The sequence below is a fragment of the Streptomyces sp. 3MP-14 genome, assembly GCF_006334905.2.
Lineage (GTDB): Bacteria > Actinomycetota > Actinomycetes > Streptomycetales > Streptomycetaceae > Streptomyces > Streptomyces triticirhizae.
This window is the reverse complement of record NZ_VDLZ02000013.1, coordinates 227987-252309: the sequence shown is the minus strand read 5'-3', so window position 1 is coordinate 252309 and position 24323 is coordinate 227987. Positions and strand designations below refer to the sequence as shown.

General features: G+C 73.9%; 23 protein-coding genes. 10 read left to right on the top strand and 13 right to left on the bottom strand.

What is annotated here, in order from left to right; translation table 11 throughout:
- Positions 1–938: IS110 family transposase (locus FH609_RS22045; protein WP_139707893.1), on the top strand; the 938-nt coding region annotated here is incomplete at its 5' end.
- Between the two features lie 85 nt (positions 939–1023).
- On the opposite strand, the gene FH609_RS22040 is transcribed toward FH609_RS22045, so the two are convergent.
- The 4 genes from FH609_RS22040 to FH609_RS22025 all read right to left on the bottom strand — a co-directional run bounded on the left by FH609_RS22040 (position 1024) and on the right by FH609_RS22025 (position 5835).
- Positions 1024–1878 carry an NAD(P)H-binding protein gene (locus FH609_RS22040; RefSeq protein ID WP_139670284.1) on the bottom strand — a complete coding sequence of 285 codons (855 nt, stop codon included), beginning with the start codon at positions 1876–1878 and terminating at the stop codon, positions 1024–1026.
- Between the two features lie 171 nt (positions 1879–2049).
- The gene (locus tag FH609_RS22035) at positions 2050–4290 is read right to left on the bottom strand and encodes a heavy metal translocating P-type ATPase (RefSeq protein ID WP_226961877.1); all 2241 of its coding nucleotides are present in this window, start codon (positions 4288–4290) and stop codon (positions 2050–2052) included.
- A 158-nt stretch (positions 4291–4448) separates the two neighbouring features.
- Complete coding sequence (locus tag FH609_RS22030) at positions 4449–5462, bottom strand: hypothetical protein (RefSeq protein ID WP_193317979.1); 1014 nt, start codon at positions 5460–5462, stop codon at positions 4449–4451.
- Positions 5463–5544: 82 nt separating this feature from the next.
- Positions 5545–5835, bottom strand: a complete 291-nt coding sequence (locus FH609_RS22025) for a cation transporter (protein WP_139670280.1) — start codon at positions 5833–5835, stop codon at positions 5545–5547.
- A gap of 144 nt (positions 5836–5979) precedes the next feature.
- Here FH609_RS22025 and FH609_RS22020 point away from each other — a divergent pair, with 144 nt between their 5' ends.
- Positions 5980–6471 (top strand): DUF4396 domain-containing protein, encoded by a 492-nt coding sequence (locus tag FH609_RS22020; protein WP_139670278.1) that lies wholly within the window; start codon positions 5980–5982, stop codon positions 6469–6471.
- A 437-nt stretch (positions 6472–6908) separates the two neighbouring features.
- Here FH609_RS22020 and FH609_RS22015 read toward each other — a convergent pair whose 3' ends face one another.
- Both FH609_RS22015 and FH609_RS31210 read right to left on the bottom strand, forming a co-directional pair.
- Entirely contained in the window at positions 6909–8189 is a 1281-nt protein-coding gene (locus tag FH609_RS22015; RefSeq protein ID WP_139670276.1) for a lipase, read from the bottom strand.
- A gap of 163 nt (positions 8190–8352) precedes the next feature.
- Positions 8353–8691 carry a hypothetical protein gene (locus FH609_RS31210; RefSeq protein WP_193317978.1) on the bottom strand — a complete coding sequence of 113 codons (339 nt, stop codon included), beginning with the start codon at positions 8689–8691 and terminating at the stop codon, positions 8353–8355.
- Between the two features lie 250 nt (positions 8692–8941).
- Here FH609_RS31210 and FH609_RS22005 point away from each other — a divergent pair, with 250 nt between their 5' ends.
- The 4 genes from FH609_RS22005 (at position 8942) to FH609_RS21990 (ending at position 12421) form a co-directional block, all read left to right on the top strand.
- Positions 8942–9583: a hypothetical protein gene (locus tag FH609_RS22005; RefSeq protein WP_139670274.1), complete on the top strand. Its 642-nt coding sequence runs from the start codon at positions 8942–8944 to the stop codon at positions 9581–9583.
- 304 nt (positions 9584–9887) lie between these two features.
- Positions 9888–10436 (top strand): hypothetical protein, encoded by a 549-nt coding sequence (locus tag FH609_RS22000; protein WP_226961868.1) that lies wholly within the window; start codon positions 9888–9890, stop codon positions 10434–10436.
- 267 nt (positions 10437–10703) lie between these two features.
- A complete protein-coding gene (locus FH609_RS21995; protein WP_139670272.1) occupies positions 10704–11789 on the top strand; it encodes an S-(hydroxymethyl)mycothiol dehydrogenase in 1086 nt (361 codons plus the stop codon).
- Between the two features lie 14 nt (positions 11790–11803).
- Complete coding sequence (locus FH609_RS21990) at positions 11804–12421, top strand: MBL fold metallo-hydrolase (protein ID WP_139670317.1); 618 nt, start codon at positions 11804–11806, stop codon at positions 12419–12421.
- A 21-nt stretch (positions 12422–12442) separates the two neighbouring features.
- On the opposite strand, the gene FH609_RS21985 is transcribed toward FH609_RS21990, so the two are convergent.
- Together FH609_RS21985 and FH609_RS21980 are read right to left on the bottom strand one after the other, a co-directional pair.
- Positions 12443–12655 carry a DUF397 domain-containing protein gene (locus tag FH609_RS21985; RefSeq protein WP_139670270.1) on the bottom strand — a complete coding sequence of 71 codons (213 nt, stop codon included), beginning with the start codon at positions 12653–12655 and terminating at the stop codon, positions 12443–12445.
- Positions 12648–13442 carry a helix-turn-helix domain-containing protein gene (locus FH609_RS21980; protein WP_139670268.1) on the bottom strand — a complete coding sequence of 265 codons (795 nt, stop codon included), beginning with the start codon at positions 13440–13442 and terminating at the stop codon, positions 12648–12650. The genes FH609_RS21985 and FH609_RS21980 overlap by 8 nt, the downstream gene beginning before the upstream one ends.
- Before the next feature lie 133 nt (positions 13443–13575).
- Between FH609_RS21980 and FH609_RS21975 the strand changes: the two genes are divergently transcribed.
- The gene (locus FH609_RS21975) at positions 13576–13971 is read left to right on the top strand and encodes a hypothetical protein (protein ID WP_193317977.1); all 396 of its coding nucleotides are present in this window, start codon (positions 13576–13578) and stop codon (positions 13969–13971) included.
- Positions 13972–14032: 61 nt separating this feature from the next.
- On the opposite strand, the gene FH609_RS21970 is transcribed toward FH609_RS21975, so the two are convergent.
- The 3 genes from FH609_RS21970 to FH609_RS21960 all read right to left on the bottom strand — a co-directional run bounded on the left by FH609_RS21970 (position 14033) and on the right by FH609_RS21960 (position 15893).
- Positions 14033–14509, bottom strand: coding sequence for a hypothetical protein (locus FH609_RS21970; protein WP_139670266.1), 477 nt, complete (start codon positions 14507–14509; stop codon positions 14033–14035).
- A 93-nt stretch (positions 14510–14602) separates the two neighbouring features.
- Complete coding sequence (locus FH609_RS21965) at positions 14603–15031, bottom strand: nucleoside deaminase (RefSeq protein WP_139670263.1); 429 nt, start codon at positions 15029–15031, stop codon at positions 14603–14605.
- A gap of 151 nt (positions 15032–15182) precedes the next feature.
- Positions 15183–15893, bottom strand: a complete 711-nt coding sequence (locus FH609_RS21960) for a sensor domain-containing protein (RefSeq protein WP_139670261.1) — start codon at positions 15891–15893, stop codon at positions 15183–15185.
- A 414-nt stretch (positions 15894–16307) separates the two neighbouring features.
- On the opposite strand from FH609_RS21960, the gene FH609_RS21955 reads away from it, so the two are divergent.
- Positions 16308–16619: a nuclear transport factor 2 family protein gene (locus FH609_RS21955; protein WP_139670258.1), complete on the top strand. Its 312-nt coding sequence runs from the start codon at positions 16308–16310 to the stop codon at positions 16617–16619.
- A 215-nt stretch (positions 16620–16834) separates the two neighbouring features.
- On the top strand, positions 16835–19183 hold the full coding sequence (locus tag FH609_RS21950) for a rhamnogalacturonan lyase (protein ID WP_226961867.1): 2349 nt from the start codon (positions 16835–16837) through the stop codon (positions 19181–19183).
- Here the strand turns inward: FH609_RS21950 and FH609_RS21945 are convergent.
- Entirely contained in the window at positions 19129–21534 is a 2406-nt protein-coding gene (locus FH609_RS21945; protein ID WP_226961866.1) for a terpene synthase family protein, read from the bottom strand. The two genes, FH609_RS21950 and FH609_RS21945, sit on opposite strands and share 55 nt — an antisense overlap.
- A 158-nt stretch (positions 21535–21692) precedes the next feature.
- Between FH609_RS21945 and FH609_RS21940 the strand changes: the two genes are divergently transcribed.
- Positions 21693–22772, top strand: coding sequence for a hypothetical protein (locus FH609_RS21940; protein WP_139670256.1), 1080 nt, complete (start codon positions 21693–21695; stop codon positions 22770–22772).
- Between the two features lie 154 nt (positions 22773–22926).
- Here FH609_RS21940 and FH609_RS21935 read toward each other — a convergent pair whose 3' ends face one another.
- Positions 22927–24288, bottom strand: coding sequence for a cryptochrome/photolyase family protein (locus FH609_RS21935; protein WP_139670254.1), 1362 nt, complete (start codon positions 24286–24288; stop codon positions 22927–22929).
- Positions 24289–24323 lie beyond the last annotated feature (35 nt).

Here is a 24323-nt window from a genome sequence, read left to right as displayed (position 1 = left end):
TCGCCGACCTCTACCCAGGCGAAGCCAAGACCGACGCCAAGGACGCCGCCGTCATCGCCGACGCCGCCCGCACCATGCCGCACACCCTGCGCTCGCTTCAGCTGACCGACGAGATCACCGCCGAACTCACGGTGCTGACCGGCTTCGACCAGGACCTCGCCGCCGAGGCCACCCGCACCTCCAACCGGATACGCGGCCTGCTCACCCAGTTCCACCCCTCCCTGGAACGCGTCCTCGGGCCGCGTCTGGACCACCAGGCCGTCACCTGGCTCCTGGAGCGCTACGGCTCCCCGGCCGCCCTGCGCAAAGCCGGCCGCCGCAGACTCATCGAACTGATCCGGCCCAAGGCCCCACGCATGGCCACCCGACTGATCGACGAGATCTTCGACGCGCTGGACGAGCAGACCGTCGTCGTCCCGGGCACCGGCACCCTCGACATCGTCATCCCCTCCCTGGCCGCATCCCTGACCGCCGTCCACACCCAGCGCCGCGCGATGGAAGCCCAGATCAACAACCTGCTGGAGGCCCACCCTCTTTCCCCGGTCCTGACCTCGATGCCCGGCATCGGCGTCAGGACCGCCGCCGTCCTGCTGGTCACCGTCGGCGACGCCACCAGCTTCCCCACCGCCGCCCACCTCGCCTCCTACGCCGGCCTCGCCCCCACCACGAAGCAGTCGGGCACCTCCATCCACGGCGAACACGCACCGAGAGGCGGCAACCGGCAACTCAAACGCGCCATGTTCCTCTCCGCCTTCGCCTCCATGAACGCCGACCCCGCCTCCCGCACCTACTACGACAAACAACGAGCCCGCGGCAAGACCCACACCCAAGCCCTCCTCCGCCTCGCCCGCCAACGCATCAGCGTCCTGTTCGCCATGCTCCGCGACGGAACCTTCTACGAACCCCGGACACCGAAGGACATCAAACTCGCCGCATAACCCCAGCAACACCAAACCACCCCAAACCCGACAGAGACGCCTTGACGAACGACATAGAGGCACCCCCCCCACGCCCTGGATTCCCTCAGCGGAAGCGGTCCGCGTGTTCGGCCACCCAGTCGGCGAAGGTGCGGGCCGGGCGGCCGAGGATCTTCTCCACGGTGGGGTCGACCGTCGTCGCCGCCTCGCCCGGGTCCGCGTACCAGCCGATGACGAACTCGGCGTCCTCGCGGGAGACCCCGGTGTCGGTCAGCCGCCGGATCGCCGCCTCGTGGCTGATGGGAGCGAACGTGATGTCCCGGCCGATCGCCCGGGACAGCCGCACCAGCCGTTCGCGGATGGTCAACGACTCGGGCCCGGTGAGGTTGACCGCGCGCCCCGCGTCGCCGCGCCCCGCGTCGCCGCGCCCCGCGTCGCCACGGCCCGCGTGCCCGTCCTCCAGGAGCGCGGCGGCGGCGACCGCACCGATGTCGGCCTCGTGGATGATCGCGCTGGGGAGGTCGTAGGGCTCGCGCACCAGCCCCTCGGACCTGATGGAGTCGGCCCAGGTCAGCGTGTTGGCCATGAACTCCTGCGCCTCCAGGCGCGCCCACTCGACGCCCGAGTCCGCCACGGCCTGCTCGACCGGGCCGACGAAGCCGCCCCACAGCACGGTGATCCGCCGCACCCCCGCGTCCACCGCGCGCCGCACCAACTCCGGCCCGACCTCGGCGAGTCCGGCCGTCACCGTGATGTGCAGCCGGTCGACGCCGTCGAGCGCCGGGCCCAGCTCGGCGGGCGCCGTGTGGGTGCCGGCCACCACCTCGACCCCGTCGGGGAACCGCCCGGCGGCGCCGGCCGGGTTCCGGGTCAGGGCCCGGACGCGCTCGCCGCGCCCGGCCAGTTCCGCCACCACGTGCCGGCCGGTGTTCCCGGTCGCGCCCGTCACCAGTGTCGTCATGTCGAAGCTCCTCTCGCGGGCCCCGACGGGGCCGGACAGGACACGACCCTAGGAATTCAACAAGACTTGAGGTCAAGCGCACCGAGACCGGCCCAGGCCGGGCGGCCAGCCGGGTCGGCCGGGCCCGGGCCGCACCCGGACCCGGGCACCGGCCGGCCCGGCCCCAGCCGTTCAGGCGTCGGCCGTGGCGCGGGTGGCCTGGAAGCCGCGCAGCCGCAGGCTGTTGCTCACCACGAACACCGAGGAGAACGCCATCGCCGCCCCCGCCAGCATCGGGTTGAGCAGCCCGGCCGCCGCCAGCGGCAGCGCCGCCACGTTGTAGGCGAAGGCCCAGAACAGGTTCCCCTTGATCGTGGACAGCGTCCGCCGGGCGAGCCGGATCGCGTCGCCAGCCGCCCTCAGGTCGCCGCTGACCAGGGTCAGGTCGGCCGCCTCGATGGCGACATCCGTGCCGGTGCCCATCGCGAGACCCAGGTCGGCGGTGGCCAGCGCCGCCGCGTCGTTGACGCCGTCGCCCACCATCGCCACCACCCGGCCCTCGGCCTTCAGCCGGGCCACCACGTCCGCCTTCTCGCTCGGCATCACCTCGGCGATCACCCGCGCCTCGTCGATGCCCACCGCACGCGCCACCGAGGCCGCGACCCGTTCGTTGTCGCCGGTCAACAGCATCGGCGTCAGGCCCAGTTGACGCAGCTCGGCGATCGCGCGGGCCGAGGTCGGCTTGATCGCGTCCGCCACCACCAACACGCCGCGCGCCGCGCCGTCCCAGGCCACCGCCACCGCCGTGCGCCCGGCGGCGGCCGCCTCGGCCAGCGCCCGCTCCAGCTCGGGCGGCAGCGTCAACGCCCAGTCGGCCAGCAGCCGTTCCCGCCCGACGAGCACCGCGTGCCCCTCGACGACGCCCTGCACGCCGAGCCCCGCCACGTTGGTGAAGTCCTCGGGCGTGGGCAGCTCGCCGGTCCGCTCGGCCGCCTCGGCCGCGACCGCCCGCGCGATCGGGTGCTCGGAGGCGTTCTCCAACGCGCCCGCCAGCCGCAGCACCTCGGCCTCGTCCTCGCCGTCGGCGGTCGCCACCGACAGCAGCGTCATCCGGCCCTCGGTGACCGTGCCGGTCTTGTCCAACACCACGGTGTCGACCCGGCGCGTGGACTCCAGCACCTCGGGACCCCGGATCAGCACGCCCAGTTGGGCGCCGCGCCCGGTGCCGACCAGCAGCGCGGTCGGCGTGGCCAGGCCCAGAGCGCACGGGCAGGCGATGATCAGCACCGCGACCGCCGCCGTGAACGCCGCCGAGAGACCGTTGCCCGTTCCCCACCAGAAGCCCAGCGTCGCGGCCGCCAGCGTGATCACCAGCGGAACGAACACCCCGGAGATCCGGTCGGCGAGCCGCTGGACCTGCGCCTTCCCGTTCTGCGCCTCCTCCACCAGCCGCGCCATCCGGGCCAGTTGGGTGTCCGCGCCGACCCGGGTGGCGCGCACCACCAGCCGCCCGCCGGCGTTGATCGTCGCCCCGGTGACCGGGTCGCCGACGCCGACCTCGACCGGCACCGACTCGCCGGTGAGCATCGAGGCGTCCACCGCCGACGAGCCCTCGACCACCACGCCGTCGGTGCCGATCTTCTCGCCGGGCCGCACCACGAAGGTGTCGCCGACGGCCAGCCGCTCCACGGGAACGCGTTCCTCGCGGCCGTTCCGCAGCACGCCCACGTCGCGGGCGCCCAGCTCCAGCAGCGCGCGGAGCGCGGCGCCCGAGCGGCGCTTGGCGCGGGCCTCGAAGTAGCGCCCGGCGAGGATGAACGTGGTGACCCCGGCGGCGGCCTCCAGATAGATGTTGCCGCCGCCGTCGGTCCGTTCGATCGTGAGCCGGAACGGGTGGGTCATCCCCGGCTCGCCCGCCGTGCCGAACAGCAGCGCGTAGAGCGACCAGCCCAGCGCGGCCAACGTGCCCAGCGAGACCAGGGTGTCCATGGTGGAGGCGCCGTGCCGCAGGTTGGTCCAGGCGGCGCGGTGGAACGGCCAGGCGCCCCAGACCACCACGGGCCAGGCCAACGCCAGGGAGATCCACTGCCAGTTGGTGAACTGCCAGGCCGGCACCATGGCGAGGGCGATCACCGGCACGGTCAGCACGGCCGAGACGAGCAACCGGTCCCGCAGCGCGCGGAGTCGGGCGTCCTCGGCCGCCTCGGCCGCCGCCTCGGCGGGGTGGACGGTCCCGCCGCCGGGATCGGGGGGCGGCGGGGGCGGCTCGGCGGTGTAGCCGGTGGCCTCGACCTGGGCGATCAGCTCCTCGACGGCCATGCCCTGCGGGTAGTCGACCCTGGCCTTCTCGGTGGCGTAGTTGACCGTGGCCGTCACGCCGTCGAGCTTGTTGAGCTTGCGTTCGACGCGGGCGGCGCAGGAGGCGCAGGTCATGCCGCCGATGGTCAGCTCCACCTGGTCGGTGGTGGTGGCTTCGGCGGTGGTGGCGTCGGCGGTGGTGGCGTCGGCGCCGGGCGTGCTGGTCTCGGTGCTCATGGTTCCGTTCCTCCGTGGGTGCCGCGTTGACGGGGCGCGCGGCCTGCTCGCTGCTCTCAGTGCCGGTGCCCGGCGTCGTCCCGTTGGGCATCGTCCCGTTCGGCGTCGGCCCGTTCGGCGTCGGCCTCGCCGGCCGGGTGGTCGTCGGGGCCGACGCGGAGGGTGAACTCGGCGGTCCGCACCTCGCCCCCGTGCTGGAAGTCCAGATAGAGGCGGTATGTCCCCTCGCTGGGCACGGTGGTGTGGAAGGTGATCCCGGGGCCGGCCGGGGTGACGCCGTCGCCGGGCTCGCCCTGCGGGTGGACATGGAGATAGCCGAGGTCGCCGGCGCGCAGCGCGACCAGGTGGCCATAGGCGCCCAGATACGGCTCCAGGTCGGTGACCGGCTCGCCGTCCCTGCTGACGGTCAGGGTCAACGCGGCCTCGACGCCGGCCCGCACCGGCTCCTCGGCCGCCAGGGCGACGGTGTAGTCGTCGACGGTGGCCGTCGCCGCCGGCTCCGGCAGCGGCTCGGGGGTGTGCTCGCCGGCCACGGCGAGGTCGGCGCCGAGCGTGAGGCCGTCCTCCTCGCCCTCGGGCAGGAAGTCGGCGAACATCCGGTAGGCGCCGGCCCCTTCGAGGGTGATCGGAACGGACCAGGTCCCGTCGGGCCCGCGCTCCGGGTGCACATGCTGGAAGCCGGTGAGGTCCCGGCGGACCACGATCAGGTGCAGTTCCTTTGCGTGGCTGGTCCGGTAGGCGGTGAGCGGCTCGCCGCCCGGTCCGTCGATCCGGAAGGTGAGGTCGGTCCGTTCACCGGCGGGCAGCGGCTCGGTGGGCGGGACGAGGGTGTAGCCGCGCTCGGAGATCTGGAGCCCGCCGGGGGCGGCCGGGCCGCCGTGGCCGCCGTGGCCGTTCCCGTCGTTGTCCCCGTTGCCGCTGTCGTTGCCGCCGTCGCCGTCACCGTGGGCGTCGTGGGAGGGGCGGGGCTCCTCGCCGATCGGGCCGACCAGCTGACCGACGCCGAACGCGGCGCCGAAGGTGAGGGCGACCCCCGCGCCGAAGGCGCCGACCCTGGTCGTGGTGTTCATGGTGGGTGTCCTGTCTGTTCGGGGCGGTCGCTGGTCGGTCGGCCGGTCGGCCCGGTGGTTCGATCCGGGTGGCCGGCCGGGGTCAGTGGCAGGAGCCGCCGCAACAGCCGCCGGCCTCGGCCGCCGGCTCGACCGGCGTCGGCACCAGCCGGTAGCCCGCCTCCTCGACGGCCTCCGCCACGGCGACGTCGGCCAACGGCTCGCCGCTGACGACCCGCACCCGGCCGGAGGCCAGGTCCACGGCCACCTCGCTGACCGTGGACAGCGCGCCGACCTCGGCGGTCACGGCGCCGACACAGTGGGCGCAGGTCATGCCCTCGACGGTGTAGACGGCCTCGACGGTCTCGATGCTGCCGGTGGTGGGCGCGGTCATGACGGTTCTCCTGTCGCTGGTGGTGAGGGCGGGGCGTCTCCCGACGCTCCCCATAGAATACCCCTGGGGGGTATAAGTCAAGCGCGACGCGCCCGTCGACAAGATACCCCCGGGGGGAATGTCGGCGGGCTAGGGTCCCGCCCTATGGGAGACCACGAGGGCCACGCCCAGGCCGGCCCCGCCACCCCGGCCGGCCCCGCCGGCTGGCGGCCCGCGCTGCGGGCCACCGCCCACTGCCTGACCGGCTGCGCCATCGGCGAGGTGTTGGGCATGGCGATCGGCACCGCGCTGGCCTGGCACACCGTGCCGACGCTGCTGCTGGCGATCGGCCTGGCCTTCGTCTTCGGCTACTCGTTCACGCTCTTCGCCGTCCTGCGGGTCGGCCTGGCGCTCAAGGCCGCGCTCGGCGTCGCGCTCGCCGCCGACACCCTCTCCATCACCACCATGGAACTGGTCGACAACGCCGTGCTGTTGCTGCTCCCCGGCGCCATGGACGCGCACCTGAGCGACCAGCTCTTCTGGTGGTCCCTGGCCCTCGCCTTCGCGATCGCCTTCGTGGCGACGGCCCCCGTCAACCGCCACCTGATCGCGCGCGGCCGAGGCCACGCGGTGGTGCACCGCTACCACGGGCACTAAGGGAACGGGGCACTGAGGGAACGGCCGCGCGGAACGGGCACGGCCGCGCGGAACGGGGAGGGGGCGCGGAACCGCCGGTCGCCGTCGGCCCGTTCGTCGGCCGGCCGCCGTCGGCCCCGGTCCCGGTGGGCGGGCGCAACCCGGGTCGGCGCGCACCGCGCCCGCACGGTCGCGGGTCAGGCTGACCTGTTCGGATCTTCGCTGGGGCGCGCCTCCACGAGCCGGGTCGTTGAACGCCCACCCCCGGCCGCCCGGGAGTCGACGGCGCGCGGACTGCCAAGCTGGCGGGCGTTGTTCGCGCGGCAGCGTGGTCCTCGGGTCCGAGACGGGCCGGGCGCCGAGGGGGGCCGGCGAAGCCGGTGCGCGCTACGCACGCCCCCGCCGGCCCGCACCCACAGCCGGCCCGCCCCGTTCCCCCGCGCCCGCGCGGTCGCGGCTCAGGCCAGGCGGTCGAACCAGCGGATGATCTCGGGGATCGCCGCCACATGGGAGCCGATGTGCCGCGAGCCCTCGTGGTCCACCGGGCCCAGGTCGCGCACGCCGGCGCGCACGCCGTTCGCGCGGAGCGCGGCCAGGCAGGCCGCCGTGTTGGCGTCGACGGCCTGCTCGTCGCCCCGGGCCTGCCACAGGGTGATCGGGGCGCGCGGCGCCCAGTCGACGCAGACGCTGTCCAACTCGGCGAGCGCGCCCGCCAGTTCCGCGTTCGGCTCGGCCAGCAGCGCCAGCCCCTCCCCGGTCAGCAGCTCCGACAGGCTCCCCGGCAGGCCGGCCATCACCTCCTGTCCGGTGTGCTCCCCGTTGAACAGCTCCTCGACCGTCTCCGCGTAGGGCGCGCGGAACACGTCGCCCGGCGCGTCATAGACGTCGTGCGACCGGTCGAAGGCCACCAGCAGATAGGCGGTGTAGGCGACGGCCCACTCCGGCGCGACCTCGCCCGCCAGCAGCGCGGGCAGCTGGCTGCCGCCGAAGTCGTAGGCGCCGCTGACCGGCGCCAGCGCGCCCAGCCTGAACCAGCCGTCGGCGCGCGCCTGGAGCGCGCGCCCCAGCCCGAGCGCCGCCGACGCGCCCTGGGAGAACCCGGTCACCAGCACCTCGCGCCGCAGCTCGCGGCCCTCGCCGGCGCTGAACTCCCGGGCGGCGCGCAGCAGATCGAGCGAGGCCGTGGTCTCCGACGGCACGTCCATCCACGGGTGCGGCCCGGGACCCAGGCCCATGCCCAGGTAGTCGGGCGCGACGGTGGCATAGCCGGCCGAGGCGTAGGCGACGACGGGCGCGGTGGCGAAGCCCCGGTTCACGGACGGGGCGGAGCCCCGGTGCACCTCGGTGCCGTGCGCATAGGACACCACCCGCAGCCGCCGGTCCTGGGTGCGCGGCAGCGCCAACAGGCCGCTGGCCGTGGTGCGTTGGCCGTGGGCGTCAACGGTCAGATAGGTCAGCCGCCAGACGTCGACCCCGTGCCGGGTAGCCCGGGCGTCGAAGCCCTGCGCGGTCAGCTCGGCCGCCGCGTCCCGCCCGCCGGGCAGCGAGAAGAACGGCTCGGCGGCGACCAACGCGCCCCGCGCGTGGTCCCGTTGGCCGGCGCTCCCGGCGCCGGCGTCCGACACGACCTGCTGCCGGGCCTCGGCGAAGGCGGGCGCCGCGCCCGCCGCCACCAGCGCCACCGCGATCGCCACCGCCACGGTCCCGACGGCGGCCCGCCCGCCGGTCCTCGTCCCCACCCTGTGGAAACCACGCATCCTCGTCAACTCCCGTTTCGTACGCCTCTTGATCCACTCCCAGCCTGGTCGTCGGAGCGGCCCGGCGCAGTGGGCCCAGGGGGCGTCGCGGGGTGGGTCCAGCCCCCCGGCCCCGGGTGGCGCTGGGCGCCCGGGGGCGGTCTGCTCACACCCCCCGCGCGCCCCAACGGCCGAGCTGCCGGCCGCCGAACAGCAGCACCACGCCCCCGCCCAACGTGATGCCGCCGATGGTCACCCACTCCCGGCGCGCGTCCTCCTGGCGGCGGGCCATCTCCTCGTAACCGGCCTGCCCGCGCCGCCCGTTGACCGTCACCAGGCACTGGTCCCCCGGCCGCATGACCTTGCCCTCGCAGCGCGGCGGGCCGTCGCCGTCCGCGCCGAACGTCCCGACGGCCAGCGCGAACGCGCCCACCACCGAGGCGCCGATGCCGGAGACCAGCAGCAGCGCGGCGGCGAGCACGGCCAGCAGTTTTCCGGCGGTCATGAGGGGCCCCTCGCCGGGCGCTGGCGCCGCCCGACGGACGGCCGCCCGCGCCCCGGTCGTCGTGGACGGTGCCTGACGGTGCATGACATGCCGGCCCGGCGGTCGGACCGCCGCCGGGCGCGGCGGTCGGCGCAGCCTAGGCCCCGGGCCCGGGTCCCCTCCCGGCCGCCGCCGGCACCCGACTCCGGCCCCTGCTCCGACACCCGCTCCGACGCCTCCTCCGGCCCAACTCCCGGCTAGCATCGGGCGGATGGGGGGTTCGATGACGGGTCTCGCGGTGGCGGTGGTGGGCGTGCTCGGCACGCTGCTCTCCGGCCTGCTCGTGCAGCGCGGCGCGCTGCGCGCCAAGCGGGTGGAGCTGGAGCACGCCGAGCGGGAGCGCGCCGAGCGGGAGCGCGCCGAGGAGCGCGCGGAGCGCGAACGCGCCGCCGAGCGCGAGGCGCGCCGCGCCAGCTATGTGGCGCTCAACCAGCGGTCCCGGATGTACTCGCGGGCGCTCGTCGACTGGCGGAACGCGCTACATGCCGCCCACCAGGACGGCCGGGACGGCGCCGGCGGGGACGGCGACGGCGCGAACGGCGACGGCGCGGGCGAGGTGAACGAGCTGCGCCGCGCGGCCGAACGGGCGCGGGACGAGCTGAACGTGGCCTACGCCGAGGCCCAACTCGCCATCTCGGACGAGGTGTTGGCGGCGGCGGGCCGGCTGGTGCACCTGCTCTTCCGGGTGCATCGGGTGCTGGCGGATGAGGAGCCGTGCCGGGAGGGCGAGACCCTGGAGCTGCTGTTCCGGCGCAGCTCGGAACGGATCTACGAGGTCCGCCAGGTGATGCGCCGCGACCTGGGCATCAGCGAACTGCCGGTGCGGCGGCCACCCGACCACGGGCAGGACTGACCGGCCGACCGCCGGTCGGGGACCCGAGCCCGCCGTGCGCCGCCGGCCGGTCCGTTCCGGCCCCGCCCGCCGCCCCGGGGGAGGAGCGGGAGCCCGTTCGTCACGCCCCCCGTGGACATGGCGATCGGCTCCCGCCCGCTCCCCGCCCGGCTTCCTCAACAACGCCGAGGGCGCCGAACGTTCCCACTGCTCCGAAGGACCCCGGTCGGTGGGACTCGGGCGCAAGCCTCGCACCCGCCACTGACAACACCCCGGCGCGCGTGGCCGCGTCGCGCGCCTCCGTTCGGCGTCGTAGCCTCGACCCGTGGCACATATCGGACGAAACTCGACTTCCCGCCCCCTCAGCCCCGCCGCCGGCCTGCTCGCCGGCGCCGCCGCCGGCGCGGCGGGCACCAGCGCGCTCAACGCCGTCAGTTACCTCGACATGGTGGTGCGCGGGCGCGGCGCCAGCGACACCCCGAGCGAGAGCGTGGAGCGGCTCTCCGAGGTGACCCATGTGCCGGTGCCGGGGCAGGGCGCCGCGCGGACCAACCGGATCGCCGGGCTCGGCCCCCTCCTCGGGCTGGCCACCGGCATCGGCGTCGGCGTCGCCCTCGGCCTGGCCCGCGCGGCGGGCTGCCGCCCCGGCACCTCGGCGACCGCCGTGCTGGCCACCGTCGGCGCGCTGGCCGGCGCCAACGCGCCGATCGCCGCGCTGGGCATCAGCGACCCGCGCACCTGGTCGGCGTCGGACTGGCTGAGCGACCTGCTGCCGCACGCGGCCTATGGCGCGGTCACCGCCTGGACGCTGACCGGCCTCACCACCACCGGCCGCTCCCGCCGGCGCGTCCTCGGCTGCGCCACGCGCCACTGAGCCACGAACCGCCGGGCCACGAACCCATGGGCCGCGCACCGGCGCTCCCCCACCCCGCGCCGGCGCGCGCTCCCGCGCACGCGCCCGCCCCGTACGCCGCCCACCCGTTCCGCACGCCGCCCACCCGTTCCGCACAGCGGCCCCCGCCCCTCGTCCCGGCCGGCGCCCCGCGCCGGCGCGCCGGCCGGGACGAGGGCTTCTCGGCGTCGGCCAGGTGGACCACAATGGCTGCTCCGTGATCGACAAGAGCCGCCGGAGGCATCCGACATGGCACACGAGGTACGCGGTGTGATCGCACCGGGCAGGAACGAACCCGTGCGGGTGGAGACCATCGTGGTCCCCGACCCCGGGCCCGGCGAGGCGCTGGTCCGCGTCCGCACCTGCGGGGTGTGCCACACGGACCTGCACTACAAGCAGGGCGGGATCAACGACGAGTTCCCGTTCCTGCTGGGCCACGAGGCGGCGGGCGTGGTCGAGTCGGTCGGCGAGGGCGTGACCGAGGTCGCGCCCGGCGACTTCGTGGTCCTCAACTGGCGCGCGGTGTGCGGCCAGTGTCGCGCCTGCCTGCGCGGGCGCCCGCAGTACTGCTTCGACACGCACAACGCGCGGCAGCCCATGACGCTCACCGACGGCACGCCGCTCAGCCCCGCGCTGGGCATCGGCGCCTTCGCCGAGTTGACGCTGGTCGCCGCCGGCCAGTGCACCCGTGTCGACCCGGCCGCCTCCCCGGCTGCCGCCGGGCTGCTGGGCTGCGGCGTGATGGCCGGCATCGGCGCGGCCATCAACACCGGCGGCGTCGGCCGGGGCGACAGCGTCGCCGTCATCGGCTGCGGCGGGGTCGGCGGCGCCGCCATCATGGGCGCCCGGCTGGCCGGGGCCGCCAAGGTGATCGGCGTGGACATCGACCAACGGAAACTGACCACCGCCGAACGCCTCGGCGCCACCCACACGGTGCACTCGGGCGAAACCGATCCGGCGGCCGCCATCCGCGAGCTGACCGGCGGCTTCGGCGCCGACGTGGTGATCGAGGCCGTGGGCCGGCCCGAGACCTACGAACAGGCCTTCTACGCGCGGGACCTGGCCGGCACGGTGGTGCTGGTGGGCGTGCCCACCCCGGAGATGCGGATCGACCTGCCGCTGCTCGACGTCTTCGGCCGGGGCGGGGCGCTGAAGTCGTCCTGGTACGGGGACTGCCTGCCGTCCCGGGACTTTCCGATGTTGATCGACCTCTATCGACAGGGCCGGCTTGACCTGGACGCCTTCGTTAGCGAAACGATCGCCCTGGATCAGGTCGAGGAGGCGTTCGACCGGATGCACTCCGGCGACGTGCTGCGCTCGGTGGTGGTCCTGTGAGCGGGCGCGTCCGGATGGAGCGGGTCGTCACCTCCGGCTTCTTCGAGCTGGACGGCGGCCGTTGGGAGGTCGAGAACAACGTCTGGGTGGTCGGCGACGACGCCGAGGCGCTGGTGATCGACGCCGCCCACGACGCCGATGCCATCGCCGCCGCCGTCGGCGACCGCACGCTGCGGGCGATCGTCGCGACCCACGCCCACAACGACCATGTGAACGCGGCCCCCGAGCTGGCCGAACGCACCGGCGCCCCGATCCTGCTGCACCCCGACGACCTGCCGCTCTGGTCGGCCACCCACCCCGACCGCGCGCCCGACGGCGAACTCGCCGACGGACAGCGGCTGTCGGTCGGCGCCACGGAGCTGGTCGTGCTCCACACGCCGGGGCACGCGCCGGGCGCGGTCTGCCTGCACGCGCCGGCGCTCGGCACGGTGTTCACCGGGGACACGCTCTTCCAGGGCGGCCCCGGCGCGACCGGGCGCTCGTTCTCCGACTTCCCCACGATCATCGACTCGATCAGGGAACGGCTGCTCACCCTGCCGCTGGGCACCGTGGTGCGCACCGGCCACGGCGAGACCACCACCATCGGCCAGGAGGCCCCGCACCTCCCGGAGTGGATCGCCCGGGGCCACTGAGCGGGGCCTCGCCGGCCCGGGCTAGGCCGACCCCTTCGCGAGCCCGAGGAACGCCCCCCAGGCCGAGGCGGAGAACCGAAGCACGGGCCCGTCGGGATTCTTGGAATCCCGAACGGGAACCCCACCCGGCTGCCCGTCCCGCACCTCCAGGCAGTTGTCGGCGTTGGGGCTGCTGTAGGAGGACTTGCGCCAGCCGCGCGATGAGGAGACGCCGGGGATGGTGCGGTCAGTCATGAGCTAGGTGGTCCTTCGCGATGGCCCTCATCAGGGCAAGGGAGTCTTCCTGGGGCAAGGCTTCGCCCAACGCCAAATCGTAGATGGCCTGGAGGCGTTCGACCACGGCCGGAGCATCGTGCAACCGGCCAAAGGCATGTCCCTCGCTGTAGGCACAGGGCGGCTGATCCTCGAACCACATCAGCGTCAACGTGCCATCCATCAGCGGATAAGCGCTCTTGAGCGGCATCACATGGGTCCTGATCCGCCCGGCCTCGGTCAACCGCACCAGATGATCGATCTGTTCGGCCATCACCTCGGGTCCGCCCACGACACGGCGTAGCGCCGCCTCGTCGATGAGAACCCAGAGTACGGGCGTCACCGGGTCGTCGAGGAGCCGGGAGCGTTCCACTCGTGCGACAACCCGCCGGTCACGCTCCTCTTCACCCACCGGGGGGAACGCCGATCCCAGAATCGCACGCGCGTAAGCCTCGGTCTGGAGCAGCCCGGGGACGTAGGAGATCGCGAACTCCCGGATCATCGTGGCCTGTTGTTGCAGCGCCCGCACGGGCTCGAAGTAGTCGGCGAGACCGCCCTCGTCCGCCCTCGGCCGGAACGTGACCAGCACATCCCCGGTCCCCAGCGCCTTGTCGAGGCGCCGCGCGTCCTCCACGGAGGGGATTCTGCGGCCCGCCTCGATGTGGGAGATATAGGAGCGGGTCATGTACGCCCGGTCCGCCACCTCCTGTTGGGTCAGGCCGAGTTCCTCACGTCGGGCCTTCAACCACTCCCCATAGGTATTGCTCATCGTCGCCTCTCCCGCTACGGGCCAGCTGTCACCCGCCACTCCCTGGCGAGACTAGTTCCGCTGGTCTCAGGCTGTGAGGGGTTCGCTACACATCGGCCGCAGTTGGCCGTCCTTGAGTCGAGGAGTGCACAACATGATCGTTATCGACCAGAAGCCCGCCCGCCTGCTGCCCTGGAGCGACGACCTGGGCCGGCCCTGCTACCTCGCCGGCAAGGGCGGAGGACGGGTCACCGAGTACGCCAACGCGCTGGAGCGTGAGCAACTGCTGTACGCCGAGGCCGTGTTGGGTCTCTCCGCCGACACGATCGACGACGCCGACGCCACCCGCGAGGACCTGCTCGACCTCAGCACCTGCCTCACCGCCGCCCTCCGCGACGTCCACCGCATCGCCCGCAGCCGGGGCGAGCAGCTGGACTACTACGCCGAGTTGGCGGCCCAGGCGGAGAAGCCGGAGGACGCGGAGGAGGAGTGGGAGGACGAGGACGACGAGGACGGCCCGGCCGAGGACCGCGCCGACAAGGAGATCTGAGCCGGCCACGGCTCCGGCTCGGAGGGCGAGGGGCCGCTGGCCTGGGCGCGGGCACGGCCGGTCAGGGTGTAGCAGTTTCAGGAACTCGGGCGATGGTCAAACGGTCGTGATGCCAGTATTCGATCAGAATGTTGTCTTCGATCGCGAACAACCAGATGTCATCGCTCGCCGCAACAACCTCGTCGGCGTGCCGGGCCACGCTCCGCGCTGGGAGAGCCATGGACGGGATCGTGAGGTTTCCCCAGGTGATGACGACCAGTGACTCCATTGACGCGTGCTCCCGCACCGCGCGGGCCAGCAGGATGTCCTCCGGGTCAGCCTGGTCGGCGAACGCATACTGTGCGAGATACGCACAGTTTTCCCAGTCCAGACCCTGCCAGCGCGTCACGGGGAAGCGAGCCACGCTCAACTCGTACAAGTGCTCGCTTTCGGAACGCGTGAGAAGCATCGCCTCCGCCCGCTCTTCGGTGCTGAGACTTCTCAGGAGGTCGTCCAGACGCTGGCGGAACGTGCCGTACTGGTCAGTTGCGGGTGTCATCGGTCGATACCTACGTCGTGCGTGGCCGGCGCGCCGCGCACCACGCGCCGCGTGCCGGCGCGCCCTACGACGTGACCGCCGCGCGCCGGCGGCTCACGCGGGCCACCCCTCGATCGGGACGCGGGCCTCCTCCAGCAGGTGCGGGCCGTCGAGTTGGACGGCGGGGGGCGCGGACGGCGGGGTGAGGGCGCGCAGTTGCTCGGTGGAGAGCGCGTAGACGACGCGCCCCAGCCCCGAGCGCTCGATCGCGCCGGCGCACATCCCGCAGGGCTGGCAACTGGTGTACATCGTGGTGGCGGCGGCCGTCGAGGCGTCGAGTTCGCGGCCGGCCCAGACGGCCAGCTTCAGCTCGGGGTGGAGGCTGATGTCCCGCTCGGTGACGGTGGTGTTGCGCTCCTCCGCCAGCACCGTTCCGCCGGGTCCGACGAGCAGCGAGCCGAACGGCGGGTTCCCGCCGGCGCGGGCCTCGGCCGCCAGGCCGATGGCGCGGCGGAGGAAGGACGTCTCATGGGCATCGATCATCGGTTCGGCTCCCGGGAGTTGGGGGACGCCCGGCGGGTGACAACGCCGTCGTCGCCCCCGGCGGGCCGTGCGCCCGCCCACCGTAGGCCGGGCACGGCGCCCGACGAAGGCGACGCGACGAGACGGGGGGTGACCCCGGAAAGGAACCGGTTCACGCGGTGCCCAGCACCGCACGGGTCAGCCGGAGGTGGCCGCGCAGCAGCACGCTCGCGGTCAGCAGCCCCACCAGCAGGAACCCCGTGCCGGTCAGCGCGGCGAGGTTGGCGGAGGCCTGGTCGTTGACCGGAACGAACGCGTACCAGTGGGTGCCGTCCGCGTCGTGGATCGGCTCCCAGACGCCCGCCGCCAGCACCCAGCCCCACACCCCGTTGGCGACGAGGCCCACCGGCAGCAGGGCGGTGAACACCCCGGCGGTCATGTCGACGAGCAGCCACCACAGTTGACGCCAGCTGGCCGGGTCCCCCAGCAGCGCCAGCGTCCGGGCCGGCGCCGGCGCGCCCTCGCCCACCTCGTCCCGCCGCGCCGGCGGCACGGGCAGCCCGCCCCACTCGGCGACCAGGGAACGCCGCCAGTCGGCGAAGTTCGCGATCCAGCCAAAGACCACCGGCGTCGTGAAGAGACCGATCCCGACCGGAATCAGTGAGATCGAGACCACCGCCAGGCAGAACAGCGGCACCGAGACGAACAGCCCCGCCAGCGCGACCCCGAGCCCGCGCCACGGCGCCCGCGCCGTCGCCGCGCCCCACCCCTCGCGGGACACGGCCCCGCGCTCCCCGTCCCGGGCCGCGAGGCCCCGGCCGCCGCCGGCCACAACGCCCGCGTCCCCGTGCCCCGTTGTCCGCTCCAGCACCTCGGTGGCCATGTCGTCCCCGCCTTCCCGTCCGCTCCGAGCACCCGCCGCGCCCGCCTTCGCTGTCAGGAACGATCCTTCCGGCCCGGCCCGCCACGGACAGCCCGTCCACACACCCGAGCGGGGTGTACCCCGCACCACCCCGCCCGGGGGGAGCCAGACGCCCGAGGGCCCGGCCCGGGTCGCCTCGTTATCGTGGCCGGATGAGCGCGCTGACCGAGTACATCGACGCCTGGGAGGCGGGCGACCCGGCACGCATCGCGGGCGCCGTCGCCGAGGATTGCGTCATCACGGAGTGTTAGGTCGTGTCCGCACAGTCTCGTCGGATCAGCCCGCGGCGTCAGACGCGGTGCATCGCAAGGCACCGGATCGCAGCTCATACTTGGCCGTATTCGCGCGATTCGGTAACGCAGCGAGGTGCCGTGTATGGCGTCGCGGGCCCGACGAGACTGTGCGGACACGGCCTGGGGGCCCGTCTACCACGGTCGCGACACGGTGCGGCGCTGGGCGCAAAAGTGGTTCGCCGACGGCGGCGTCGTGCACCGCTGGGCGGTCACCGACCACTTCGTCGCGGGCGACCGCGAGGTCGCGCAGTGGACGTTCGAGTGCACCTGGCAGGGCGACCGCACCGCCTTCGACGGCGCGACGGTCGCCCGGGTCGCCGACGGCCGGGTCGTCGAGCTGCGCGAGTACCAGACCACCGCCCCGCTCTACGACTGGCAGGGCACCTGGCGCTGAGGCCCAGGGAACGCCCCGGGCAAACGTTCCGTGACCGGACCCTTGACGGGCTCCGGGGTGCGCTCATAGCGTCGCGGCCACCCGCTTCATTGAAACGCTTCACATGACGGCAACGGGCGCCGCCGCCAGCCCCGTTCGAGCGCCCGTGCGCCCAACTCCCCCCGTCCTCCCCTTCCGAAAATGAATCGACTCAACTCCGCCAGGAGGAGCCGCACATGAGACCGCCAAGCCCGACACCAGCCGCCCCCAGACGAACCACCACCACCCGCCGCGCCGGCGTCGCGCTGTTGGCCGCCGCGCTGCTCACCACCGGGATGGCGAGCGGCGCGCCCGGCGCGCTGGCGGACGACACCGCCGCCTCGGCGCGCGGCGGGGGCCACGACCAGCACCGTGGTCCTGAACTGGAGGCGTTGGATCGTGGGTTGGTGGCGGTGGCCAGTGGGGAGGGGGTGTTTCTGAGTTGGCGGCTGTTGGGTCAGGAGGCGGACGGGCATTCCGAGACCGGGCTGACCGGTGTGGACTTCCGCGTCTACCGGGATGGCCGGCCGATCGCGACGGTGACGGATTCCACCAACTTCCTCGACCCGGACGGCACCACCGATTCCTCCTACCGGGTCGCCGCCCTGGTCGACGGGCGGGAGCAGCGGCCCAGTCGGGCGGTCGCGGCGGCGGGTGAGGGGTTCCACGAGATCCCGCTACGGCGCCCCGAGGGCGGGGTGACGCCGGCGGGGGAGGAGTACACCTACTCCGCCAACGACATGAGCGTCGGGGACGTCGACGGCGACGGCGCGTACGAGTTCGTCGTCAAATGGGACCCCTCCAACTCCAAGGATGTCTCGCAGGTCGGTTACACCGGCAATGTCTATCTGGACACCTACGAGTTGGACGGCACCCTGCTGCACCGGGTCGACCTCGGGGTCAACGTCCGCGCCGGCGCGCACTACACCCAGTTCCTGGTCTATGACTTCGACGGCAACGGCCGGGCGGAGATCATGTTCAAGACCGCGCCGGGCACCACCATCACCCGCTACAACGACCGTGGCCGACCCACCTCGACCCGCCCCATCACCCTCCCCCGCGAGGACATACGCGCCGGCATCCGGCACAGCGACGACTACCGCCTCTCCGCCGCCGACTACTACCAGCACCTGGTCGGCATGTTCCAAGGCTGGTCCGACCACCCCGAAGTGACGGCCGGGAACTGGCCCGCCACCATCGAGGAAGCCCTCGGCACCGAACCCACCTACGACTACCCCCTCAACCGGGCGGACGCCGAAGCGCTGGCCGACTACTTCATCGACACCTACGCCCCCGCCCGCTCCGAACGCAACCAACTCCGCGCCTTCGAAGGCTTCATCCTCGACGGACCCGAATACCTGACCGTCATCGACGGCCACACCGGCCGCGAGCGGGACACCGTCCGCTACTGGCCCGACCGCGACGACGACGGCCTGCTGTGGGGCGACTACGCCATGCCCCGCATCGAACCCGGCAACCGCGTCGACCGCTTCCTGGCCACCGTCGCCTACCTCGACGGCCACACCCCCGCCGCCGTCTTCGCCCGCGGCTACTACACCCGCACCACCCTGGCCGCCTACCACTACGACGGCCACCGCATCCACACCCAGTGGACCATCGACTCCGGCCACACCCCCATGACCAACCCCTTCAACGACTCCCCCCACGGCCGCGACGGCACCCACCCCGAATACGGCACCCTCACCACCCAAGGCTTCCACTCCCTCTCCTCCGCCGACACCGACCACGACGGACGACAAGAGATCATCTACGGCTCCGCCACCCTCGACGACAACGGCGACCTCCTCTACTCCTCCACCGCACCCCTCCCACCCCAAGCCCCCAACCCCGGCCAACCCGCCAAACTCGGCCACGGCGACGCCATGCACATCACCGACATCGACCCCACCAACCCAGGACTGGAGATCCTGACCGTGCACGAGGGCGGCCCGGGCGCGCCGTACGGGCACGCGCTGCGGGACGCCGAGACCGGCGAGGTGCTGTACGGCACCTACACCGGCGTCGACACCGGGCGCGGGATGATCGGCGAGATCGACCCCGGACAGCCGGGACTTGAGACCTGGGGCTCCAACGGGGTCGGGCTGTGGACCGCCGGCGGCGAACGGCTGGGCGACGCGACGCCGGGCACCAACGCCAGCATCCGGTTCGCCGCCGAGCCGACCACCCAGCTGGTCAACGGCTCGGGCGACGCGACCCCGACCATCGACGACTGGCAGCGCGGCACGCTGCTGACCGCCGAGGGCACCCGCACCAACAACGGCACCAAGGGCAACCCGTCGCTGGTCGCGGACATCCACGGGGACTGGCGGGAGGAGCTGCTGGTGCGGACCGAGGACAGCTCGGCGATCCGGATCTACACCAGCACCGAGGTCACCGACCACAAGCTCTACACCCTGATGCACGACCCGCAGTACCGCGTCGAGGTCGCCCGCCAGCAGACGACCTACAACCAGCCGTCGTATCCCAGCTTCTATCTGGCCACCGACATGGACTGGGCCAACGTCCCGCTGCCCGGGAGGCGTTGAGCCCCGACGGCGCGTCGAGCCGAGGTCGATTCCTCGCCAGGTGGCGCCCCCGTCCGGAGACCATGGACGGGGGCGCCGGCTTGTTGGGGCGGCCGGGCCGCCGTGGTGCCGATGCCGCGCGGGCCGCGCAGCCGGCGCAGGTCGGCCTCGCCGTAGCGGTGGCAGTCCCGGTGCCAGCGCAGGATGCCGGCGAGCCAGTTCTCCAGCTCCCGCACATAGCCGGCGAGCACCGCGCGCGCATCGTCGTCGAGCCCGAAGTCGTCGTAGAGAACGGGCAGTTCGTGGGCGGCGACATGCTGGAACTGGCGCATCCTGCTCTTCATCAGGTCGTGCAGAACGGCAAGACCGGTGGGGTAGTCGGCGTTCAGGAAGTTCTGCACCACCAGCACCCCGTTGTGCAACTCGCCCTCGAACTCGACCTCCTTCTGGTAGGAGAAGACGTCGTTGAGCAGCGCCGCGTAGTCGGCCGCCGCGTTCTCCAGGGAACGCAGAGGTCCGCTGCCGTAGACCTCGGGCGGCACGGTGCGGCCGTGGCCGATGCGGCAGAGGCTCATGGTGAGGTCCGAGCCGAAGGTGGCGCGGCGCATCTCGATGTAGTCGACGGGGTCGGGGATGCGGTTGAACGCCTGGTTCTCCAGCTCCCACACCCAACTGGCGGTCATGGTCTCGATGGTGGTGCGGAAGGCGCGCCGCGCCTCGACGTCCATGGGACCCGCCGTCCGCGCCCACAGGTCGGCCAGGGAGCGTTCCAGCGCGTCGAGCGGGACGGCGGACGGTTCGCCGTCCTCCACCGGCATCAGCCCGGGCAGGCGGGCGACGCGGGCGCGGGCGCCGGCGAGGTCGCGGGCGCGGCCGAAGACGGCGGGGAAGTAGTCGTCGCCGTAGGTGCCCCAGGTGAGCCAGCAGGAGCTGAGGTCGAGTTCGTCCTCGGTGGCGTCGGGGTGGATGCCGGCGGCGCAGAGCGGGAAGTCGAAGGCGACCAGGTCGGCCTCGTCCCAGATGTGGGAGGCGGGCTGGCCGGGTTGGGGCAGCAGCAGGCCCTGTTGGTGGGCCCAGGCGACGACCTGCCGCCGCGCGCGGTCGAGGTGCGGGCTGAGCCGGACCTCGAACGGCATCTCGAAGTCGGGGAGTTGGGAGGGCCCGACGGGGTGCGGGAGATGGCTGAACGTGCGCAGCCGCCGTTCCCCGAGCCGGGCCAGCGCGGCGGGGCTGGCCAGCGCGGCGGGGCTGGCCAGCGCGGCGGGGCTGGCCGAGGCGGCGGCTCGGCCGAGCGCTGCCGCCGCCGTGCCGAGCCCGGTCGGCCCGAGCGGCAGCGGGAACGACGAGCCGCCGGGCAGCGGCGGGGCGTCCCGGTCGCCGACGGCGCCTTCGTTCATGTAGCGGCTGGAGCGCAGATGCCACTCGTGGCCGCCGGACTGCCAGTCCTGGAGGCCCTTGACATAGGCGAGCAGCGCCAGCTGTTCGGCCGGTTCGAGCCCGGACTCGGCGGCGAGCGCGGGCAGTTCGGTGAGCGTGGTGTGCTCGAACTGCTGGAGCCGCGAGGTCAGCAGGTCGTTGACGGCGTCGGCGGCCTGCTGGGTGGTGCAGCCGAGGAAGGTCTCCCACACCAGCACGCCGTTGCTCAGCTCGCCCTCCTCCTCGATCTCCCGCTGGTAGGAGAAGAGGTCGTTCCTCAGGTGCACGCCGTCCGAGAAGGTGTCGCGCAGCACGCGGAGCGGGCGGCTGGCGGCGACCCGGGCGGGGACCTCGGCGCCGGCCGCGTACTCCACCAGCCCGGCTGACCAGGGGGCGCCGCCGACCTTGCGGCGCATCTCGATGTACTCGACCGGGTTGGCGACCCGGCCCGCGTTGATGTTGGCCAGCTCCCAGAGGGACTCGTTGAGCAGGTGTTCGGTGCTCTCGGCGAAGCGGGCGCGCCAGGCGGCGGACATCGCGGGCGTGGTGCGGGCCCAGAGGTCGGCGAGCCCGGCCTCGACGGGGTTGGTGGGCGCGGGGGTCGGGGCGTCGTCCAGGGGCATGAACGCGGGGAGCCGGTCCAGGTACGCCTTGCCGCCGGCCCGGTCCTGGGAGCGCTTGAAGGTCTCCAGGAAGTGGTCGTCGAAGAAGAAGACCCACACATACCAGTCGGTGACCACGTTCAACCGCTCGGCGTCGGCGTCGGGGTGGGTGTAGGAGCAGAGCAGCGCGTAGTCGTGGTCGGCGAGGTCGCGTTCGGTCCAGATGCCGGAGCCCTCCACCATCCCCATCCGGCGGGCCCAGGCGGTGGTGTGCGATCTGGCCTGCTCCAGGTGGGGGTTGAGCCGCGCGGGGTGCGGCAGGTAGAAGTCCGGCAGTGCGAACGGCTGTGCCATGGCGGTGTCTTCTCTGTGTGGCTGCTCGGGTGGCCCGATCGGCTGACAGCCCTACCCCGGCGTTCCGGGAACTACCCGGCCCCCAAATAAGTCACATGATGTGCCCGGACTGACCGACGACGGGGTTGCCGGGGAACGGGGAACGGGGGCCGAGGCACATGGAGTTGACGCGTTACGCGGAGAAGCGCTCGTGGAATCCGCTGAGTCCGTCCGTCACGCTGACCGAGCACGAACTGCGGCTGGGCGGGCGGCGGTTGCCGCTGACCGGGCTGCGGCTGGTGGCCATCGCCGAGGCGTGGCTGCGCGGCGCCTGGCTGGGCGGCGGCGGCAGCGAACGGCCGCTGGCCGGGCTGCCGGCCGGGCGCGGCACGGTGCCGGTGATCCGGGTCAGCGGCTCGGCGCAGCCACTGAAGGTGCGGGAGGCGGCCCGGTTCGCCGCCGCGCTGGGCGAGTTGGCGGTGCGGCACTGCGGCGGCGCCGAGGCGGTGCGGGAGGCGGCGCGGCGGGCGGCCGAGGAGGGCGTGCCGCTGTGGATCGCGCGCCGGCAGGCGCCGGGGCCGCACGGGCGGCCGGTGTGGGTGGCCGTCGACCGCAGGCTCGTGCGCGCGGACGTGTGGACCGAGGGCGCGCCGCCGGCGCGGCTGCGCGGGCCGCACGGCTGGACGGCCGAACCGGACGTGCCGGTGCGGGGGTTGACGGTGACGGTCGGCGAGTGGCCGGCGACGCTGGGCGCGACCCTGGGGTGGCGGAAGACGAAGCGTTCGCTCAGCCTGGCGGCCGGCGGCGTGCTCTGGCGGCTGACCCGGGACGACGCCACGTCCAGCCGGCTGCTGCGCGACGAGCGGCCGGTGGCGCTGCTGAGCCGGCCGGCGGCGATCGAGACGCGGGTCGCGGAGCACGAGTTGCTGCCGCTGGCGCGGGTGGCGCACGAGTCGGGCGACCCGCTGGACGCGGTGATCGCGCACCTGTGCGGGGTGGCGTTCGGCCTGGGGAACGCCACCGGCACGGTGCGGTTCGGAGGCCGGCGGCAACTGCCGGACGAGGACGAGCCGTTGGCGTGGGAACTGCCCTGGCACACGGGCCTGGGGCGGGGCCGCGACGACTCGGGGCCCGGCGCCTCGGGCGACGGCTGGAGCGACGGCAGCTCGTCCGGCGCTGACGGCGGCTCCTCGGGGGACGGCGGGGGCGGCGGGTTCTTCGGCGGCGGCGACGGCGGCGGGGGCGGGGGCGGCGACTGACCGGCGGCGCACGGGGGCGCGGGGCCGGGGCCGCGCGCTTGAACCGGCCGCCGGCACGCGCCCGTTGACCGAACGCGTGCCCGTTGACCGAGCGCGCGCCCGTTGCACGAACGCGCCGGCGCGCGACGCGGGCGCCCGGGGCTGAGGTCGCGCGTCAGCCCCGCGCCCGCTGGAAGCGCTGCGCGCCCGTCGCCAGATCGACGATCGGCGCCGGGTAGTCGGCCGGCCGCTCCGGCTCCGGCAGGCGCCACGGCTGGTGCGCCTTCCGCCCCGGGATCTCGGCCAACTCCGGGACCCAGCGCCGCACATAGTCGCCCTTCGGGTCGAACCTGCGGGCCTGGGTGAGCGGGTTCAGCACCCGGTTGGGCCGGGTGTCGGTGCCGGTGCCGGCGGCCCACTGCCAGTTGAGCTGGTTGTTGGCGAGGTCCCCGTCCACCAGCAGGTCGAGGAAGTGCCGCGCGCCCAGCCGCCAGTCCAGATAGAGCGTCTTGCTGAGGAAGCTGGCGACCAGCAGCCGCGCCCGCCCGTGCATCCACCCCTCGTGGCGCAGCTGCCGCATCGCCGCGTCCACCACGGGGAAGCCGGTGCGGCCCGCGCGCCAGGCGTCGAGCGCCGCCGGGTCGTTCCGCCAACGGTCGCCGTGGCCCCGGTAGTCGTGGCGCCCGGCGGCCGGGCGGGCGGCCAGCACCTGGTGGTGGAAGTCGCGCCAGGCCAGCTGGCGCACGAAGTCGTCGGCGCCGGGACCGCCGCGCCGGCGCGCCTGGTGCAGCACCTCGGTCGGTGAGAGGCAGCCGAAGTGCAGATAGGGCGAGAGCCGGGAGGTGGCGTCGGCGGCCAGGTCGTCGGCCAACGCGTGGTAGTCGCCGAGCCCCCGGCGCATCCAGGCGGTCAGCCGCTTCCGGCCGGTGGCCTCGCCGCCGCGCGCGAGCCCGGGCGAGGGCTCGCCCTTGGCGATGGCGGCTGCGTCCGGCAGCGGCTCGGAGCGCACCCGGTCCGGCACCGGGACCGAGCGCGGCACCGGCAGCGGCCGGCGCACCCGCTGCTGGTCCCAGCGCCGGAAGTAGGGCGTGAAGACGGCGAAGTGGTCCTTGCCGGTGGGCGTCAGGGCACCCGGGGGAACGACGGTGAGCACCGCGTCATGGACGACGAGGGCGCGTCCGTCCGCTTCGAGCGCCGCGCGCAGGCGCCGTTCGCGCCGGTCCGCGTACTCGCTGACGCCCGCCGCCAGATGCACCTCGCCCGCGCCCGTCTCGGCGGCGACCCCGGCCGTCTCGGCCACCACGTCGCCGTGCCGGACGACGAGCCGGCCGCCGCGTTCCCGCAGCGCCTCGTCCAACTCGGCCAGCGCGTCCGCCAGGAACGCCGCCCGGTTGGGCACGGCGAAGCCGCGCTCCACGATCCCCGAGTCCACGACGAACAGCGGCACCACCCGGCGCGCGGCGTCGAGCGCGCCGCGCAGCACGGGGTTGTCGCGCAGCCTGAGGTTGGCGGTGAAGAGCGCGATCGAGACGTCCAACGGAACTCCCGGGGATGTGCGTGGTGTTGAGGCGC

Coding starts and splice junctions, on each gene's coding strand:
- FH609_RS21970 (WP_139670266.1), bottom strand. CDS start 14,509: ATGACACCCGCAACTGACCAGTACGGCACGTTCCGCCAGCGTCTGGAC.
- FH609_RS22035 (WP_226961877.1), bottom strand. CDS start 4,290: ATGACCTGCGCCTCCTGCGCCGCCCGCGTCGAACGCAAGCTCAACAAG.
- FH609_RS31210 (WP_193317978.1), bottom strand. CDS start 8,691: ATGACCGCCGGAAAACTGCTGGCCGTGCTCGCCGCCGCGCTGCTGCTG.
- FH609_RS22040 (WP_139670284.1), bottom strand. CDS start 1,878: ATGACGACACTGGTGACGGGCGCGACCGGGAACACCGGCCGGCACGTG.
- FH609_RS21995 (WP_139670272.1), top strand. CDS start 10,704: ATGGCACACGAGGTACGCGGTGTGATCGCACCGGGCAGGAACGAACCC.
- FH609_RS21965 (WP_139670263.1), bottom strand. CDS start 15,031: ATGATCGATGCCCATGAGACGTCCTTCCTCCGCCGCGCCATCGGCCTG.
- FH609_RS21950 (WP_226961867.1), top strand. CDS start 16,835: ATGAGACCGCCAAGCCCGACACCAGCCGCCCCCAGACGAACCACCACC.
- FH609_RS21940 (WP_139670256.1), top strand. CDS start 21,693: ATGGAGTTGACGCGTTACGCGGAGAAGCGCTCGTGGAATCCGCTGAGT.
- FH609_RS21990 (WP_139670317.1), top strand. CDS start 11,804: ATGGAGCGGGTCGTCACCTCCGGCTTCTTCGAGCTGGACGGCGGCCGT.
- FH609_RS22025 (WP_139670280.1), bottom strand. CDS start 5,835: ATGACCGCGCCCACCACCGGCAGCATCGAGACCGTCGAGGCCGTCTAC.
- FH609_RS21945 (WP_226961866.1), bottom strand. CDS start 21,534: ATGGCACAGCCGTTCGCACTGCCGGACTTCTACCTGCCGCACCCCGCG.
- FH609_RS22030 (WP_193317979.1), bottom strand. CDS start 5,462: ATGAACACCACGACCAGGGTCGGCGCCTTCGGCGCGGGGGTCGCCCTC.
- FH609_RS22020 (WP_139670278.1), top strand. CDS start 5,980: ATGGGAGACCACGAGGGCCACGCCCAGGCCGGCCCCGCCACCCCGGCC.
- FH609_RS21960 (WP_139670261.1), bottom strand. CDS start 15,893: ATGGCCACCGAGGTGCTGGAGCGGACAACGGGGCACGGGGACGCGGGC.
- FH609_RS21985 (WP_139670270.1), bottom strand. CDS start 12,655: ATGACTGACCGCACCATCCCCGGCGTCTCCTCATCGCGCGGCTGGCGC.
- FH609_RS21955 (WP_139670258.1), top strand. CDS start 16,308: ATGGCGTCGCGGGCCCGACGAGACTGTGCGGACACGGCCTGGGGGCCC.
- FH609_RS21975 (WP_193317977.1), top strand. CDS start 13,576: ATGATCGTTATCGACCAGAAGCCCGCCCGCCTGCTGCCCTGGAGCGAC.
- FH609_RS22005 (WP_139670274.1), top strand. CDS start 8,942: ATGGGGGGTTCGATGACGGGTCTCGCGGTGGCGGTGGTGGGCGTGCTC.
- FH609_RS21980 (WP_139670268.1), bottom strand. CDS start 13,442: ATGAGCAATACCTATGGGGAGTGGTTGAAGGCCCGACGTGAGGAACTC.